The 14,890-nt window shown below is 70.4% G+C and carries 14 protein-coding genes; 4 read left to right on the plus strand and 10 right to left on the minus strand.

What is annotated here, in order from left to right; genetic code table 11:
• Nucleotides 1-5: 5 nt before the first annotated feature.
• Complete coding sequence (locus tag ACIBJB_RS00700) at nt 6-746, minus strand: lysophospholipid acyltransferase family protein (protein WP_398926783.1); 741 nt, start codon at nt 744-746, stop codon at nt 6-8.
• A gap of 159 nt (nt 747-905) precedes the next feature.
• Between ACIBJB_RS00700 and ACIBJB_RS00705 the strand changes: the two genes are divergently transcribed.
• Nucleotides 906-1,685, plus strand: a complete 780-nt coding sequence (locus ACIBJB_RS00705; RefSeq protein WP_398925077.1) for an alpha/beta hydrolase — start codon at nt 906-908, stop codon at nt 1,683-1,685.
• Nucleotides 1,678-2,298: a hypothetical protein gene (locus ACIBJB_RS00710; RefSeq protein WP_398925079.1), complete on the plus strand. Its 621-nt coding sequence runs from the start codon at nt 1,678-1,680 to the stop codon at nt 2,296-2,298. The genes ACIBJB_RS00705 and ACIBJB_RS00710 overlap by 8 nt, the downstream gene beginning before the upstream one ends.
• 6 nt (nt 2,299-2,304) lie before the next feature.
• Here the strand turns inward: ACIBJB_RS00710 and ACIBJB_RS00715 are convergent, their stop codons facing one another.
• The 6 genes from ACIBJB_RS00715 to ACIBJB_RS00740 form a co-directional block, all read right to left on the minus strand.
• Nucleotides 2,305-3,012: an endonuclease/exonuclease/phosphatase family protein gene (locus ACIBJB_RS00715; RefSeq protein ID WP_398925081.1), complete on the minus strand. Its 708-nt coding sequence runs from the start codon at nt 3,010-3,012 to the stop codon at nt 2,305-2,307.
• Between the two features lie 100 nt (nt 3,013-3,112).
• Entirely contained in the window at nt 3,113-4,066 is a 954-nt protein-coding gene (locus ACIBJB_RS00720) for an ROK family glucokinase (protein ID WP_031061936.1), read from the minus strand.
• Nucleotides 4,067-4,133: 67 nt separating this feature from the next.
• Nucleotides 4,134-4,619, minus strand: a complete 486-nt coding sequence (locus ACIBJB_RS00725; protein ID WP_398925083.1) for a DUF5304 family protein — start codon at nt 4,617-4,619, stop codon at nt 4,134-4,136.
• 57 nt (nt 4,620-4,676) lie between these two features.
• On the minus strand, nt 4,677-5,834 hold the full coding sequence (locus tag ACIBJB_RS00730; RefSeq protein WP_398925085.1) for an ArsA family ATPase: 1,158 nt from the start codon (nt 5,832-5,834) through the stop codon (nt 4,677-4,679).
• A 177-nt stretch (nt 5,835-6,011) separates the two neighbouring features.
• Nucleotides 6,012-6,452, minus strand: coding sequence for an SRPBCC family protein (locus ACIBJB_RS00735; RefSeq protein ID WP_053849311.1), 441 nt, complete (start codon nt 6,450-6,452; stop codon nt 6,012-6,014).
• A gap of 83 nt (nt 6,453-6,535) precedes the next feature.
• Nucleotides 6,536-7,291, minus strand: a complete 756-nt coding sequence (locus ACIBJB_RS00740; protein ID WP_398926785.1) for a metallophosphoesterase — start codon at nt 7,289-7,291, stop codon at nt 6,536-6,538.
• A gap of 335 nt (nt 7,292-7,626) precedes the next feature.
• Between ACIBJB_RS00740 and ACIBJB_RS00745 the strand changes: the two genes are divergently transcribed.
• A complete protein-coding gene (locus ACIBJB_RS00745) occupies nt 7,627-9,423 on the plus strand; it encodes an AMP-dependent synthetase/ligase (RefSeq protein ID WP_398925087.1) in 1,797 nt (598 codons plus the stop codon).
• A 19-nt stretch (nt 9,424-9,442) separates the two neighbouring features.
• On the opposite strand, the gene ACIBJB_RS00750 is transcribed toward ACIBJB_RS00745, so the two are convergent.
• Entirely contained in the window at nt 9,443-11,023 is a 1,581-nt protein-coding gene (locus tag ACIBJB_RS00750) for a GMC oxidoreductase (RefSeq protein ID WP_398925089.1), read from the minus strand.
• Nucleotides 11,024-11,106: 83 nt separating this feature from the next.
• Nucleotides 11,107-12,249: a glycosyltransferase family 4 protein gene (locus ACIBJB_RS00755; protein ID WP_398925091.1), complete on the minus strand. Its 1,143-nt coding sequence runs from the start codon at nt 12,247-12,249 to the stop codon at nt 11,107-11,109.
• 132 nt (nt 12,250-12,381) lie between these two features.
• On the opposite strand from ACIBJB_RS00755, the gene ACIBJB_RS00760 reads away from it, so the two are divergent.
• A complete protein-coding gene (locus ACIBJB_RS00760) occupies nt 12,382-13,623 on the plus strand; it encodes a glycosyltransferase 87 family protein (protein ID WP_398925093.1) in 1,242 nt (413 codons plus the stop codon).
• Nucleotides 13,624-13,694: 71 nt separating this feature from the next.
• On the opposite strand, the gene ACIBJB_RS00765 is transcribed toward ACIBJB_RS00760, so the two are convergent.
• A complete protein-coding gene (locus ACIBJB_RS00765) occupies nt 13,695-14,888 on the minus strand; it encodes a hypothetical protein (RefSeq protein ID WP_398925095.1) in 1,194 nt (397 codons plus the stop codon).
• Between the last annotated feature and the right edge of the window lie 2 nt (nt 14,889-14,890).

Here is a 14,890-nt window from a genome sequence, read left to right on the forward strand (position 1 = left end):
GGATCCTAGGGCTTGTCCTTGTCGGTCTTCGCGACAGCGGCCTTGGCGGCCTTCTCCGCTTCCTTCTCGGCCTTGGCCGCCTCCGAGATCCGCCGCTTGGCGGCGGTCGCGTAGATGTCGACGTACTCCTGGCCGGAGAGCTTCATGATCTCGTACATGACCTCGTCGGTCACCGCGCGCAGCACGAAACGGTCGTGCTCCATGCCCTGGTAGCGGCTGAAGTCCAGGGGCTCGCCGATGCGGATGCCCGGCCGCATCAGCTTGGGCATGACCTTGCCCGGCGGCTGGATCTTCTCCGTGTCGATCATCGCGACCGGGATGACCGGGGCGCCGCTGGCGAGCGCCACGCGCGCGAGGCCGCCGGGCTTGCCGCGGTAGAGGCGGCCGTCGGGCGAGCGGGTGCCCTCGGGGTAGATGCCGAACAGCTCGCCGCGCTCCAGCACGTCGAGGCCGCTCTTGATGGCCGCCTCGCCCGCGCCGCGTGCGCCGGACCGGTCCACCGGGAGCTGGCCGACGCCCTTGAAGAAGGCGGCCGTGAGGCGGCCCTTCACCCCGGGAGTCGTGAAGTACTCGGCCTTCGCGATGAAGGTGACCTTGCGGTCGAGGACCGCGGGCAGGAAGAAGGAGTCGGAGAAGGAGAGGTGGTTGCTCGCCAAAATCGCGGGGCCCTCGGCGGGAATGTTCTCGAGGCCTTCCACCCAGGGTCTGAAGGCGACCTTCAGCGGCCCTCCGATGGCGACCTTCATCGTGCCGTACAACAACCGAGTGCCTCCTGTGTCCGTCGATGAGACCTTAACCCGGAGCCCTGTCAAACAGCCCGACGGCCCTGGTCGGTGTCAGTGCGGTCGCGTACGGTGAACCTCACCTGGACTTGCTCACGCTTCTTTCATGAACAGGAGACCTAGGTGCCGGTCCTCCCCGGAGCCGAGCCGTTCCGCCATGAGGGCGGGGAGGCCGGTGTCCTTCTCTGCCACGGCTTCACCGGTTCCCCCCAGTCGCTGCGCCCCTGGGCCCAGCACCTCGCCGAGCACGGCCTGACGGTCTCCCTGCCGCTGCTGCCCGGGCACGGCACCCGCTGGCAGGACATGGCCCTGACCGGCTGGCAGGACTGGTATGCCGAGGTGGACCGCGAGCTGCGCGCCCTCAGCGAGCGCTGCACCTCCGTGTTCGTGGCCGGTCTGTCCATGGGCGGCACCCTGGCCCTCAGGCTGGCCGCCAAGCACGGGGACGCGGTGAGCGGTGTCGTGGTCGTCAACCCGGCGAACCGCATGCACGGCCTCGCGCCGTACGCCCTTCCGGTGGCCCGCCACTTCGTCCGTACGGCGCCCGGGATCGCCAGCGACATCAAGAAAGAGGGCAGCGTCGAGCTGGGGTACGACAAGGTGCCGCTGCACGCGGCGCACTCCCTGCGCACCTTCTTCCGGCAGGTGGACGGCGAGCTGCCGCAGGTCACCCAGCCGCTGCTGGTGCTGCGCAGTGCCCAGGACCATGTGGTGCCGGCGGCCGACTCCGCGCGTGTGCTGAGCCGGGTGTCGTCGACGGACGTAACTGAGATCGTGCTGGAACAGAGCTACCACGTGGCGACGTTGGACCATGACGCGGAGCGGATTTTCGACGAGAGCCTCGCGTTCATCGGCCGGCACACCACCGGCATCGGCAGCGAAGGGACGGCCGCACGTGGCTGAGCACGACTCCGACCGCGAGGACCGCGAGCCGGACGAGCAGGGCGTCCCGTTCGACGAGGAGGCCGCGTGGGCGGCCATCGTGGCCGGATACGGCGAGGAGCCGAAGGACCCGCCGGGCACGAAGCCGTTCAAGTCGGTCGAGGATCTCGCGCTCCTCGAGACCGAGACGAACGACGACCCGACGACCACGGAGACGCAGCCCACGAAGGACGGGGCGAAGAAGGACGGGGCGAAGAAGGACGCGCCGAAGCAGGACGAGAACCCGGCGAAACCGCTGGGCGGTTCCGTCGCCTTCGCACCCGGTGTCGGGCCCCGTGACTACAGCGCGCCCGAGCCGTCCGAGGAGGACTTCGAGGAGGACGACGAGGGGCACTTCGTCCCGCCGGAGCCGCCACCGCTCCCGGCCGCCGACACCACCTCGAGGTTCGCCTGGCTGGGAGTGCTGGGCGGGCCGGTTCTGCTGCTGGTCGCGGTGCTGCTCGGCTGGGAGATGACGTGGTGGCTGGCCACGGCGGGGATCGGCGGGTTCCTGGGTGGCTTCGTCACGCTGGTGACGCGGATGCGGCCGGACGACGAGGACGACGAGGATCCCGGCCGGGGTGCCGTGGTCTAGTACGGCTCAGTTCGTGGGGATTTGGAGGGTGGCCAGGACCGGGAGATGGTCGGTGGCCGCCCTCATGTCTGCCTCCGTGATCCCGGGGAGGTGCGTGGGGACTCCACAGCCGAGCACCTCGATGCCCTTCGTGGCGAAGATCGCGTCGATGCGCTGGTGGGGCTCCGAGTGGGTCCAGGTGTGTTCGGCACCCATCGGGCTGGTCGCCCAGCAGTCCTGGAGGTTCGCGGCGAGGCGCCTGAAGGTGCGGCCGGTGGGGCGGTCGTTCAGGTCGCCGCCCGCGATGACGTGGTCCACGCCCATGCCGGCGAGGCGGTCGAGGAGCATGCCCGCCTGGTCGTAGCGCTCGTCCTCCTGCAACGACAGGTGACAGCTCAGGACACCGAGGCGGGCGCCGCCGAGTCGTACGACCGCTGTGGCGAAGCCCCTTCTGTGCTGGCCGGGGGTGAGCGGGAGGAGGACGTCTTCGGTACGTTCGACCGTTGCCCGCAGGTTGCAGAGGATCGCGGGGCCCGCCGCTGTGCCGCCTCCGGTGAGGATGACCAGTCCTGAGGCTGACGCCAGCCTTGCCAGCTTCTTGCGCCAGCGGAAGAAGCGGGGGGCCTCCTGGATCAGTACGAGATCGGGTTCGCAGGCCTTGATGACTCGGGCCAGCGCGTCTGTGTCGTCTCGCATCGAGCGGATGTTGTAGCTCAGGACTTTGACCGGAACCATGTGGATCAATCTACGCCCAAGAGCAAGGCCCCAGAGCAAGAGGGAGGGGCGCGAGGTGTGTGCCGCCCCGCGCCCCTGAGTAGGTCCACTGCATGCAGGTTTACATGATCGGGTCCGGCTCTCTCGCCAGGTCCGCGGCGCCCACCAGGCCCGCCTTGTTGCCCAGTTGGGCCGCGATGACGTCGGCGACCGGGCGCCAGTTGCCGCCCACCAGCCAGCGCTTGTAGGACTTGCGGATCGGGTCCAGGACCAGTTCTCCCTCGTCGGAGAGGCCGCCGCCGACGATGAACGCGGAGGGGTCGAAGAGGGAGGCCAGGTCGGCGAGGCCGGCGCCGGCCCAGCGGGCGAGCTCGCGGTAGGAGTCGACGGCCACCGGGTCGCCCTGGCGGGCGGCCATGGAGATGTGCTTGCCCTCGATGCCGTCGGGGCTGCCGTCGCCGAGGCCGAGGAGGATCTCGGCGTTCTCGGGGGTCGCGTTGGCGCGCTGCTTGGCGTACCTCACCAGCGCCCGTCCCGACGCGTACTGTTCCCAGCAGCCCTGCGAGCCGCAGCCGCACAGGAGGCCGTCCGGGACCATGCGGATGTGGCCGAACTCGGCCGCCACCCCGAAGTGGCCGCGGCGCAGCTTGTTGCCGATGATGATGCCGCCGCCGAGGCCGGTGCCCAGGGTGATGCAGATGACGTTGCGGTGGCCCTTGCCCGCGCCGAACTTGTACTCGCCCCACGCGGCCGCGTTGGCGTCGTTCTCCACGACGACCGGAAGGCCGACCCGGGTCTCGACCTTCTCCTTCAGCGGCTCGTTGCGCCAGTGGATGTTGGGCGCGAAGTAGACCTCCGAGCGCTGGCGGTTGACGTATCCGGCCGCACCGATGCCCACGCCCACGATCGCGTGCCCGGCGCGCGCGCCCTCCACCGCCGAGGCGATCGCGTCCACGATGCCCTCGGCCGTGCCCGGGGTCGGCACCTTGTGGGTCGAGAGGATGTTGCCTTCCTCATCGACCACGCCGGCCGCGATCTTCGTGCCGCCGATGTCGACGCCGATGGTGAGTCCCATGAATCCCTCAGTTTCGGTCGAGCCCCGCTACGGCCAACCGTACCCGAGCCCCTGCCGTCAGGGGGTTTCAGTCCAAGTCGATGCGCTCACCGGGACCGGGGTCCTCGCCCCGGTCGCGCAGGGTGTCGTCGCGGCGGCTCCAGCGCTGCTCCTGTGCCTGGACCGCGGAACGGTACGCGGCGAGGAGCTCGCCCCCTGCGGCGGCGAGGTGGTCGAAGACGTCCGGGTTGCGTTCGATGACCGGCTCGACCGCGGCCTTGGCCTGCTGGACGACCTGCTTGACCACCTGCTGGGCGGCAGGTCCTGCGATGCCCCCGAGGAGCGGGGACTGGAGGCCGGACAGCTTCTCGGCGACGTTGTCGACGAGCTTGCGCAGCTCCTCGGCTGCCGAGCCCGGGGGCGGGCCGTACTGGGTGCGGCGGCGGGCCTTCTCCGCCGCGAGGTCCTCAGCGGCCGCCGTCGCCCACGCGTCGGCGTCGGTCGCCCGTACCTCGTCCACGGGCTCCACGGGCTCGCGGTCTCCGGCGTCGGACGGGGGGAGCTCTTCGCTCATGACGACCTCCTGACTACGGTTCGTCCCTACGACGTTACCCGAACGGGCGTACCCGGTTCACGGGGTCCGGGGCCACAGATCCGGGTCCGGCGCGAACCGGATCCGCAGCTCGCCCTCGCGCAGGGCGGCGCCGGCGACGGTGCAGCGGCGCAGGGCCGAGGGCAGCGGCACGATCCGGCGGAACTGCCCCGCGCTGACGAGGAGTTCGTCGCCGCGCCGGATCAGGTCCAGTTCGTCGCGTATGGCGCCGGGCAGCGGGAGATGCCACACCAGGACGCCGTCCTCGGCGAGGTGATCGGTGACGGGCCACTCGACCGTGGAGGTCGTGTCGTTGACCTCGGGGACGGGCAGGGCGGTGAGGTCGTCGGTGCCGCGCGGGTCGTGGCCGAGGTGCGGGACGGCATGGACGTCGTACGACTCCTGCCACTCCTCCAGGGCCTTGCGCTGCTGGGCGACGAGGCCGGCGGGCCACTCCTCCGGTACCACGCGGTTGGCGATCAGGGCGTCGGGGCGCAGGCCGCGCAGGGCGAGGGCGAGGCCCGCGGACCGTACGTCGTCGGTGCCGGCGGGGCCGGGTTCGGCGACGAGTCGCACGACGACCTCCCGATCGGCGAGGACGGCCTCGACCGCGCCGAGTTCGGTGTCCCAGCGGGCGGCGGTCTCGTAAAGCCACTCCGAGGGCATGGGGACGCCGGCGAGCCTTCCGAGCACGGGGCGCAGGCCCGCGGCGGCCTGGCGCTCGGCCGGGAGCAGGCGGCGCAGGTAGCGGCGGAGTTCGTCGGGGAGGGAGAGGAGGGCGAGGGCCTGCTGGGTGGGCGGCAGGTCCACGACGAGCAGCTCGTGCCGCTCGGAGAGCGCCGCGTCGCGCACGGCCCGCAGGAGGGTGAGCTCCTCGGCGCCGGGGAGGGGGGTGACCTCCTCGGGGTCCAGGCGGGAGGCGCCGAGCAGGTTGAGCACGTTGGAGGCGCGGTCCTGGAAGCGGGCGAGATCATCCCGGAAGCCGGCGGTGGCGTCGGGGCGCCAGGCGGTGAGGTGCGGGGTGACCCGGGTGGGGGTGGGGCCCGTTGTCGCGCCGAGAGCCGTGCCGAGGGTGTCGGTGCGGTCGGCGCTCAGCACCAGGGTGCGGATGCCGTTGCCTGCGGCGCGCAGGGCGGTGGCGGCGGCGACCGTCGTACGACCGCTGCCGCCGGGGCCGGTGATCAGGATGGTGCGCATAGGGGTGAACCGTAACGGACGCGGCGGATCAGTCCGGCTCCAGGCCGGTGGGGGCTGGTCGCGCAGTTCCCCGCGCCCCTAGGTGGGTACAGCTAGGCAGGCAATGACTGCACCTACTCAGGGGCGCGAGGAACTGCGCGACCGACCCCCACCGGCCCGCAGCCGACCGCGAAACCCCTACTGCCCCGATTCCACCCGCTTCTTCAACCCCGCCAGCGCCCGGTCGATGATGACCTTCTCCGCCTTGCGCTTGATCATGCCGAGCATCGGGATCTTGACGTCGACCGTCAGCAGGTAGGTGACCTCCGTCGAACCCGCACCCGCCGGCTTCAGCACATACGAACCGTCCAGCTGCCGCAGCATCTGGGACTTCACCAACGTCCAGGAAACCTCGTTCTCGCCGGTCCACGTGTAGCCGAGGACCTGGTCGTCCTTGATGGCGCCCGCGTCCATGACCAGCCGGACCTGCTCGGCGCGGCCGGAGGCGTCCGTCGAGAGGACCTCCGCCTGCTTCACCTCGCCCGTCCAGTCCGGGTAGCGGGCGAAGTCCGCGATCACCGCCATGACGTCGGCAGGCGCAGCTTCGATCGTGATGCTCGAACTGGTGTGTTCCGCCATCGCCGTGGCTCCTCCAGATAAGGTCCGGTGAGGAAGGGTGGTACGCACGTCTGTGCAGCGTGAAGGCTACCGCGCGTCCGGGCTCACCATTCCAGCGCCCACGGCTTCCCGCTCCCCGCGAAGTGCCCCACGTTCACGCACTCGGTCGCCCCGATCCGCATCCGCCTGACCAACGGCTGGTGGACGTGACCGAACAGCGAGTACCGGGGCCGGGTTCGGCGGATCGCGTCCAGCAACGCCCGGCTCCCCCGCTCGAACCGCCGCGCCACCGTGTCGTACACCAGCTCCGGCACCTCCGGCGGGATGTGCGTGCACAGCACGTCCACCTCGCCCACCGCCTCGATCTTCGCCGCGTACTCCTCGTCGCTGATCTCGTACGGCGTCCGCATGGGGGTCCTGAGACCGCCGCCCACGAAGCCGAACGTCCGGCCGCCGATCTCCACCCGCTCGCCGTCGAGCACGGTCGTACCGGGCCCTGCGTACTCCGGCCACAGAGGCGGCATGTCGACATTGCCGTAAGTCGCGTACGTCGGTGTGGGGAACGCGGCGAACATCTCGGCGTACTGCTTGCGCACCGCCTTCTCGATCACGGAGGCCCGGTCGGCGCCGATCCCGCCCCACAGCCGGGCCCCGAGCTCTCGCGCCTCCTCGAAACGGCGGGCGGTGCGCAGTTCCACGATCAGGTCGGCGTTCTCCGTCCCGAACAGGTCGGGGAAGATCCCGCGCGAGTGGTCGGCGTAGTCGAGGAAGAGAACGAGGTCGCCCAGGCAGATCAGGGCGTCGGCACCCTCGCCGGCTCTGGCCAGGTCACGGGCGTTGCCGTGCACATCGCTGACCACGTGTACGCGCGTCTTCCGGTTTCCGGCCGGTGTGGGTGCCATGACGATCAAGAGTAGGCCTGTGCGGCATACGTGAACAGAGCCGACCGGTCCTGTGGTTACTGGCCAGTCGGTAAGTAGGTGGACTACTGTGCGCGAAGAACCCCCAATACGTGTGACGCAGCGAACATCTCGCCGAGACCCCCTGTCGAAGAAGCCATACCGGCGGGTAACGTCCGGGCAGTCCAGTCGTGCTCAGCGTTCAACTACTGAATCTCTGAGCACTGCCCGAGCCTTGGACCGACCGTCGCATCACACAACGTCGTGGCGCCGGCGCCCTATGAGGAGCAGCAGTCTTGCGCGAGTTCAGCCTTCCGGCTTTGTACGAGGTCCCTGCGGACGGCAATCTCACCGACATCGTCCGGAGAAACGCCGCGCAGCATCCCGACGTCGCCGTCATCGCCCGCAAGGTGGGCGGTCAATGGCAGGACGTGACGGCCACGGCGTTCCTGGCCGAGGTGCACGTCGCCGCCAAGGGGCTGATCGCCTCCGGCGTCCAGCCGGGCGACCGGGTCGGCCTGATGTCCCGTACCCGCTACGAGTGGACGCTGCTCGATTTCGCGATCTGGAGCGCGGGCGCGATCACCGTGCCGGTGTACGAGACCAGTTCGCCGGAGCAGATCCAGTGGATCCTCGGCGACTCCGGCGCGACCGCCTGCGTCGTGGAGCTGGACGGTCACACCGCGGCCGTCGAGTCGGTGCGCGACTCGCTGCCCGCCCTGAAGCACGTCTGGCAGATCGAGGGCGGCGGGATCGAGGAACTGGCCCGCGCCGGCAAGGACATCAGCGACGCGGCCGTCGAGGAGCGCAGCTCGCTGGCGAAGGCCGACGACCCGGCGACCATCGTCTACACCTCCGGCACCACCGGCCGTCCCAAGGGTTGTGTGCTCACCCACCGCAGTTTCTTCGCGGAGTGCGGCAACATCGTGGAGCGGCTGCGCCCGCTGTTCCGCACCGGTGAGTGCTCGGTGCTGCTCTTCCTGCCGCTCGCGCACGTCTTCGGCCGGCTGGTGCAGATCGCGCCGATGATGGCGCCGATCAAGCTGGGCATGGTCCCGGACATCAAGAACCTCACCGACGAGCTGGCGTCCTTCCGGCCGACGCTGATCCTGGGCGTCCCGCGCGTCTTCGAGAAGGTCTACAACTCGGCGCGCGCCAAGGCGCAGGCGGACGGCAAGGGCAAGATCTTCGACAAGGCCGCCGACACGGCGATCGCCTACAGCAAGGCCCTGGACACCCCGTCGGGTCCGTCGCTCGGCCTGAAGATCAAGTACAAGACCTTCGACAAACTCGTCTACAGCAAGCTGCGGGCCGTGCTGGGCGGTCGCGGCGAGTACGCCATCTCCGGTGGCGCCCCGCTCGGCGAGCGCCTGGGGCACTTCTTCCGCGGCATCGGCTTCACGGTCCTGGAGGGCTACGGCCTGACCGAGTCCTGTGCCGCGACCGCGTTCAACCCGTGGGACCGCACGAAGATCGGCACGGTCGGTCAGCCGCTGCCGGGTTCGGTGATTCGGATCGCGGACGACGGCGAGGTGCTGCTGCACGGCGAGCACCTGTTCAAGGGCTACTGGAACAACGAGGCCGCCACGGCCGAGGCGCTGACCGACGGCTGGTTCCACACCGGTGACATCGGCACCCTCGACGAGGACGGCTACCTCAGGATCACCGGCCGCAAGAAGGAGATCATCGTCACCGCGGGCGGCAAGAACGTCGCGCCGGCCGTGATCGAGGACCGTATCCGGGCGCACGCCCTGGTCGCGGAGTGCATGGTGGTGGGCGACGGGCGGCCGTTCGTGGGCGCGCTGATCACCATCGACGAGGAGTTCCTGGGCCGTTGGGCCGAGGAGCACGGCAAGCCGGCGGGTGCCACCGCGGCGTCGCTGGCCGGGGACGCGGACCTGAACGCGGCGATCCAGGCCGCGATCGACGACGGCAACGCCGCGGTGTCGAAAGCGGAATCGGTGCGGAAGTTCCGCATTCTGTCCTCCCAGTTCACGGAGGAGACGGGCCACCTCACGCCGTCGCTGAAGCTGAAGCGCAATGTGGTGGCGAAGGACTACGCGGACGAGATCGAGGCGATCTACGCCAAGTAGAACGCCTGGTGAGAGAGCGTCATGGCGCGGTGTCCTCGGCGAGGACCCGCGCCATCGTGCGTTCGGCGAGCGCGGTGATGGTGACGAACGGGTTGACCCCGATGTTGCCGGGGATCAGCGAGCCGTCGGTGACGTAGAGCTTCTGATAGCCCTTCACCCGGCCGTAGGTGTCGGTGGCCCTGCCCAGCACACAGCCGCCCAGCGGGTGGTAGGTGAAGTCGTCGGCGAAGACCCTGCTGGGGGAGCCGAAGAGGTCGTACCGGTAGATGGTCGAGTTGGCGGAGTTGATCCGGTCGAAGAGCTTCTTGGCCATGCCGGAGGAGACCGAGCTCTGCGCGGCGCTCCAGTCGAGGTTCAACTTCCCTCCGCTGTAGGAGAATCTGGCGCGCTGCGGGTTCTTGGTGATCGCCAGGTACAGGCTCACCCAGTGCTCGAGTCCCGTGGGCAAGGGCGCGATCTCGGCGAAGACGGGGTTGTCGGTGTTGGCCCAGTCGTCGATGCCCATGACCGGCATGGTCGACTGGTTGGCGCCGACGGTGTCCCACAGGTGGTTGGCCCGCCCGAGCATCACGTTGCCGTTGGGGCCCCAGCCGGCCCCGACGCTCGCGTCCAGCGCCGGGAGGGTCCCCGACTGCCGTGATCTGAGCAGGAGTTCACTCGTCCCCAGGCTGCCGCCACCGAGGAACAGATAGGTGCAGCCGTACTGCCTGGTCTCGACGACCGCGCCGGTGTTGTCGATGCGGTCGGCGGTCAGCACCCAGCTGCCGTCGCCCGCCCGGCTGATCCCGGTGACCTTCTCCATGGTGTGGATGGTGACGTTGCCGGTGCCGAGCGCGGACGCCAGATACGTCTTGTCGAGGCTCTTCTTGCCGTGGTTGTTGCCGTAGATGACCTCCTGGCCGAGGGCCGACTTGGTGGCGGTACCGGCGGCCTCGCGCTGCATGTAGCCGAAGTCGTAGACGCTGGGCACGAAGGTGGTCGTCAGGCCGGTGTTGCCGGCGTGCTTCCGGGAGACCCGGCTGAACTGGTACCACTCGGTCGACTCGAACCAGGCCGGGTCGACGGTGTTGACGCCGAGCATGGCGCGGGCGCGCGGGAAGTAGGTGTTGTACATCTCCGCGGTGTCGACGCCGGGGAACTGCTCGGCGAAGTAGGACTGGCGCGGGGTGACCGCCATCGAGCCGTTGACCAGGGAGCCGCCGCCGACTCCGCGGCCCACGAAGACGGACATGTTGGAGAAGCGGACGCGGTCCAGGACGCCGGGGTAGGGGTTGATGTCCTTGTTGACGACGTCCAGCCACAGGAAGGTGGCCAGCGGCGCCTCGGTGCGGGTGCGGAACCACATGGAGCGCTGGTCGGGGTTGGCGGTGTTGCAGAAGACGTTGCCGTCGGGCCCTGCGGTGTTCCAGAGCCGTCCCATCTCGAGGACGAGGGTGCGGATGCCGGCCTGGCCGAGGCGGAGGGCGGCGACGGAGGCGCCGTAGCCGGAGCCGACGACGATGGCGGGCGCGGACTCGACCGCGGCGGGCTCGTCCGCGCGGGCCGACTGGAGGCCGACACGGGTGAAGCCGTAAGTGGCCGCCGTCTGGAGGGCGGCCATACCAAGGATCTGACGTCTAGTCAGCTGACGCTGCATCAGTTTTGCTGTCATGCGCGCAGCATCGGCGGATTATCGGCCTCCGGCTATAGCAGGGTCTTCAACTTTTCCGCCAACAAATCCCACCGCCACTTCTCCTCGACCCACTCCCGTCCCCGTTCCCCCATACGCCTCCGCAGTTCCGCGTCGCCGAGGAGGACGACGATCCGCTCGGCGGTCTCCTCGACCGATCCGCCGCGCACGACCCAGCCGGTCTCGCCGTCGAGGACCGCGTCCGGGGCGCCTCCGGAGTCCCCGGCGACCACGGGCAGGCCGGTCGCGGAGGCCTCCAGGTAGACGATCCCGAGCCCCTCGACGTCGAGCCCGCCCCGGCGGGTCCGGCACGGCATCGCGAAGACGTCCCCGGCGCCGTAGTGGGCGGGCAGCTCGGCCCAGGGCACGGCTCCGGTGAAGCGGACGGAGTCGGCGACACCGGTCTCGTGCGCGAGCCTGCGCAGCTCCTTCTCGTAGGGCCCGCCGCCGACGATCAGCAGAACGGCGTCGGGCTCCTTCATGAGGATCCGCGGCATGGCGAGGATCAGCGTGTCCTGTCCCTTGCGCGGCACGAGCCGGGACACGCACACGACCACCGGCCGGTCCGTCAGCCCCAGCCGCGCCCGCACGGCGTCGCCGCCCGACCCGGGATGGAAGGTCTTCTCGTCGACGCCCGGCGGCAGCTGCACCATCCGTGCGGCGGCCGCCGGGGTCAGCGCGGCGGCGATCCTGGACCGCGTGTACTCGCCGAGGTAGGTGATCGTGTCGGTCGACTCCCCGATCCGGCCGACCAGCTGCCGTGCGGCGGGCAGTTGGGCCCATCCGGCCTCGTGCCCGTGGGTCGTGGCCACCAGTCGCCCGGCACCCGCCCTCCGGAGCGCCGGCGCCATCAGCCCGAGCGGCGCGGCCGCCCCGAACCACACCGACGTACAGCCGTGCTCACGCAGCAGCCCGACGGCCCTGCGGGTGGCCCCGGGCGTCGGCAGCAGCATGGTCGTGGAATCCCGTACGACCGTGAAGGGCTGCTCCGCGTCGAAGGCGGCGGTCGCCTCGACGCCCTCCCGGCTCCGCTTCCAGGTGGAGGCGTACACGACCAGGCGATCGGGGTCGAGCCGCAGCGCCATGTTGTGCAGGAACGCCTGGATACCGCCCGGGCGGGGCGGGAAGTCGTTCGTCACGATCAGGGTCTTGTGCATCGCCGCCGACCCTACCGAACCGGCAGCTCACAGCCGGGGACGGCCGCCCTTATGGCACCCTCACAGGAGAGCGGGACATCATGTTCTCCTCAAGCGACCATTTCAGGGCTACGGCGAACGGCGGGGAACCACGTGGAGACGACGGGCGTGCGGCGGTCCCTGACGTGGCTGCTGCTGACCTGGGGCGTGACCAGGCTGCTGCTCCTGCTGTGGGTCTTCAAGGTCTACGTCTTCCCGGGCCCGGACGTCACCAGTGACGTGTCGGTCATCTACCAGGGCTGGTACGACGTCCTGCGCACCGGAACGTTCCCGCAGTCCGACGTGACCTGGCAGTATCCGCCCGCCGCGGCGCTCGCGATCCTCTCCCCCGCGCTGCTGCCCTTCCTGGAGTACACGCAGGCCTTCTTCCTCATGGCCTTCGCCGCGGACCTGGCCGCCCTCCTCCTGCTGCTGTACGCGGGCCTGCGTCCCGGACGGCGGCTGCGGGGGGCCTGGGTGTGGGTGGCGGGCGTACCGCTGCTCGGCCCGACCGTCTACTCCCGCTACGACGTGATGGTGACCGCGGTGGCCGTCGCCGCGGTCCTCGCGGCCGCCCGGCATCCGAAGGTGGCCGGGGCGCTGGTGGGCTTCGGGGCGCTGCTGAAGGTGTGGCCCGCGCTGATCCTCGTCGGGATCCGCAGGCGGAGCGTCTGGGCCTCGGCCGCGGTGACGGTCGTGGTGGTGGCCGGGCTGTTCGCCGTCGCGATGCCGGGGGCCTTCGCCTTCCTGACCTTCCAGCGGGAGCGGGGCACCGAGGTGGAGTCGCTGGGCTCGCTGGTCTTCCACATCGCCCGGCACCACGGCTGGGAGGGCTCGGTGCTGCTCAACTACGGCTCTGTGGAGTTCCTCGGCCCCTGGGTGACCATGGTCAGCACGGCCGCGCTCGCGCTGACCGGCATGGCCTTCGGACTGCTGCTGCTGTGGCGGCTCGCGGCCACCCGGTTCGAGGCGCACACGGCGGCCGACGCGGCGCTGGTGGCGGTGCTGATGTTCACCACCACCAGCCGCGTGATCAGCCCGCAGTACCTGGTGTGGCTGGTCGGTCTCGCGGCGGCCTGTCTGTGCTTTCGCGCGAGCCGGATGGGCGTGCCGGCCGTCCTGGTGCTGATGGCGTGCTTCGTGACGGTCCTGGAGTTCCCGATCTGGTTCGCGGACGTGGTGGGGAGCACCCCGCGCGGCATCGTCCTCCTGGTCGCGCGCAACGGCCTGCTGGTCCTCGCCACCGTCATCGGCATGCGCGAGCTGTGGAAGGCGACGGTCCCGAAGCCCGCCCCGGCGGCCCCGGTGCCGGATCAGGCCGAGGCCCCCGCCCAGGAAGCCTCCGCCTCCTCCTGAACTCCGGCACATGTCCGCCGGAACAGCACCGTCACGACCCCGCACCAGCCTCTGGCCATCGAACGGTTGGATCAGCCGAGCTGAGCCCGCAGATACGCGCGCCACTCGGCCGTGAACGCCTTCAGGTCGGTGCCGAGCACCTTCGCCATGGCCTCCTCCACCGCCCCCGGCCGCTCCTTGTGCGTGCCCACGGACCGGTAGAACGCGCCCAGCTTCGCCTCGCCCCACCGGTCCGCGATCATCCGGCAGGCCATCCAGCCGCTCTCGTAGGACCTGGCGAGCCCGGTCGCGGTGCCGCCGAAACCGAAGTCCGCGTCGGACGGCAGGACCGTCGGCACCCGGCGCTCGGCGACGGCCTCTCCCAGCTCCGGTGCGGCCTCGGCCGGGGTGCGCCCGGTGCCGCGGTAACCGACCCAGTCGGCGTACCCCTCCGACAGCCACAGCGGGGTCGCGGCGGTGCTGTCGGCGCGGGTGGCGACATGGGTGGTCTCGTGGGTGAGCACGACCTGCCCGCCCACGGTGCCGAGGAGGCCGTACGCGTCGGGGTTGACGATGATCCGGTCCGCGGGCGCCTGCGCCGGGGCACCGGTCTCGCCGGTGGTGACGGCCGCGATCCCGCGGTACGAGGAGGCGGGCGAGCCGAGCAGGCCCGCCATCCCCTCCACGGACCCCGGCACGAGCACGACGACGTGCCGGGACCACTCGGTGCCCCAGGCGTCCGACACGGCGGGCACGGCGTGGTCGGCCAGATCCGCGAAGGAGTGCAGCTTCTCGCCGGAGTGTCCGACGCCGAGGACCAGGCTGTGCCGTCCGCGCACGACGGTCACCTCGCCCTGGTCCCACAGCTGTTGCGGTGCCTTCCCGGCGGGCTTCTCACCGACGACGTACCACTGGTCGGACGCGTCCAGGGAGAGGTCCAGGGTGCGGGCGACGGTGACGGGGGCGCTGTCGTAGCCCTGGACCTGGTAGCGCAGTTCCGCGTCGGCGGTGGCGGTGGAGCCGCTGCGGTGGACGCCGGTGACCTTGTACGACCAGGAGGCGAGCGGTACCGCACTGACGTCGTCGAACCAACTGGCGCTGCCCGTCTCAGCGATCGCCGCCTTGTCCCGGTCGAGGACGGCGGTGGCCCGCCGGTCGAGGAGGCGCTGGACGTCGGCCTTCGCGGTGTCGCCGGCCGTCGGCCTCCCGCCGCAGGCCACCAGGGAGGTCAGCAGCAGGCACAGCACCACGACACCGTGTTTCGACGCCCGCCTTCGACCAGCCATGT

Source organism: Streptomyces sp. NPDC050759 (assembly GCF_044456945.1).
Lineage (GTDB): Bacteria > Actinomycetota > Actinomycetes > Streptomycetales > Streptomycetaceae > Streptomyces.

Coding starts and splice junctions, on each gene's coding strand:
- ACIBJB_RS00700 (WP_398926783.1), bottom strand. CDS start 746: ATGAAGGTCGCCATCGGAGGGCCGCTGAAGGTCGCCTTCAGACCCTGG.
- ACIBJB_RS00715 (WP_398925081.1), bottom strand. CDS start 3,012: ATGGTTCCGGTCAAAGTCCTGAGCTACAACATCCGCTCGATGCGAGAC.
- ACIBJB_RS00720 (WP_031061936.1), bottom strand. CDS start 4,066: ATGGGACTCACCATCGGCGTCGACATCGGCGGCACGAAGATCGCGGCC.
- ACIBJB_RS00725 (WP_398925083.1), bottom strand. CDS start 4,619: ATGAGCGAAGAGCTCCCCCCGTCCGACGCCGGAGACCGCGAGCCCGTG.
- ACIBJB_RS00730 (WP_398925085.1), bottom strand. CDS start 5,834: ATGCGCACCATCCTGATCACCGGCCCCGGCGGCAGCGGTCGTACGACG.
- ACIBJB_RS00735 (WP_053849311.1), bottom strand. CDS start 6,452: ATGGCGGAACACACCAGTTCGAGCATCACGATCGAAGCTGCGCCTGCC.
- ACIBJB_RS00750 (WP_398925089.1), bottom strand. CDS start 11,023: ATGGCCGCCCTCCAGACGGCGGCCACTTACGGCTTCACCCGTGTCGGC.
- ACIBJB_RS00755 (WP_398925091.1), bottom strand. CDS start 12,249: ATGCACAAGACCCTGATCGTGACGAACGACTTCCCGCCCCGCCCGGGC.
- ACIBJB_RS00765 (WP_398925095.1), bottom strand. CDS start 14,888: ATGGCTGGTCGAAGGCGGGCGTCGAAACACGGTGTCGTGGTGCTGTGC.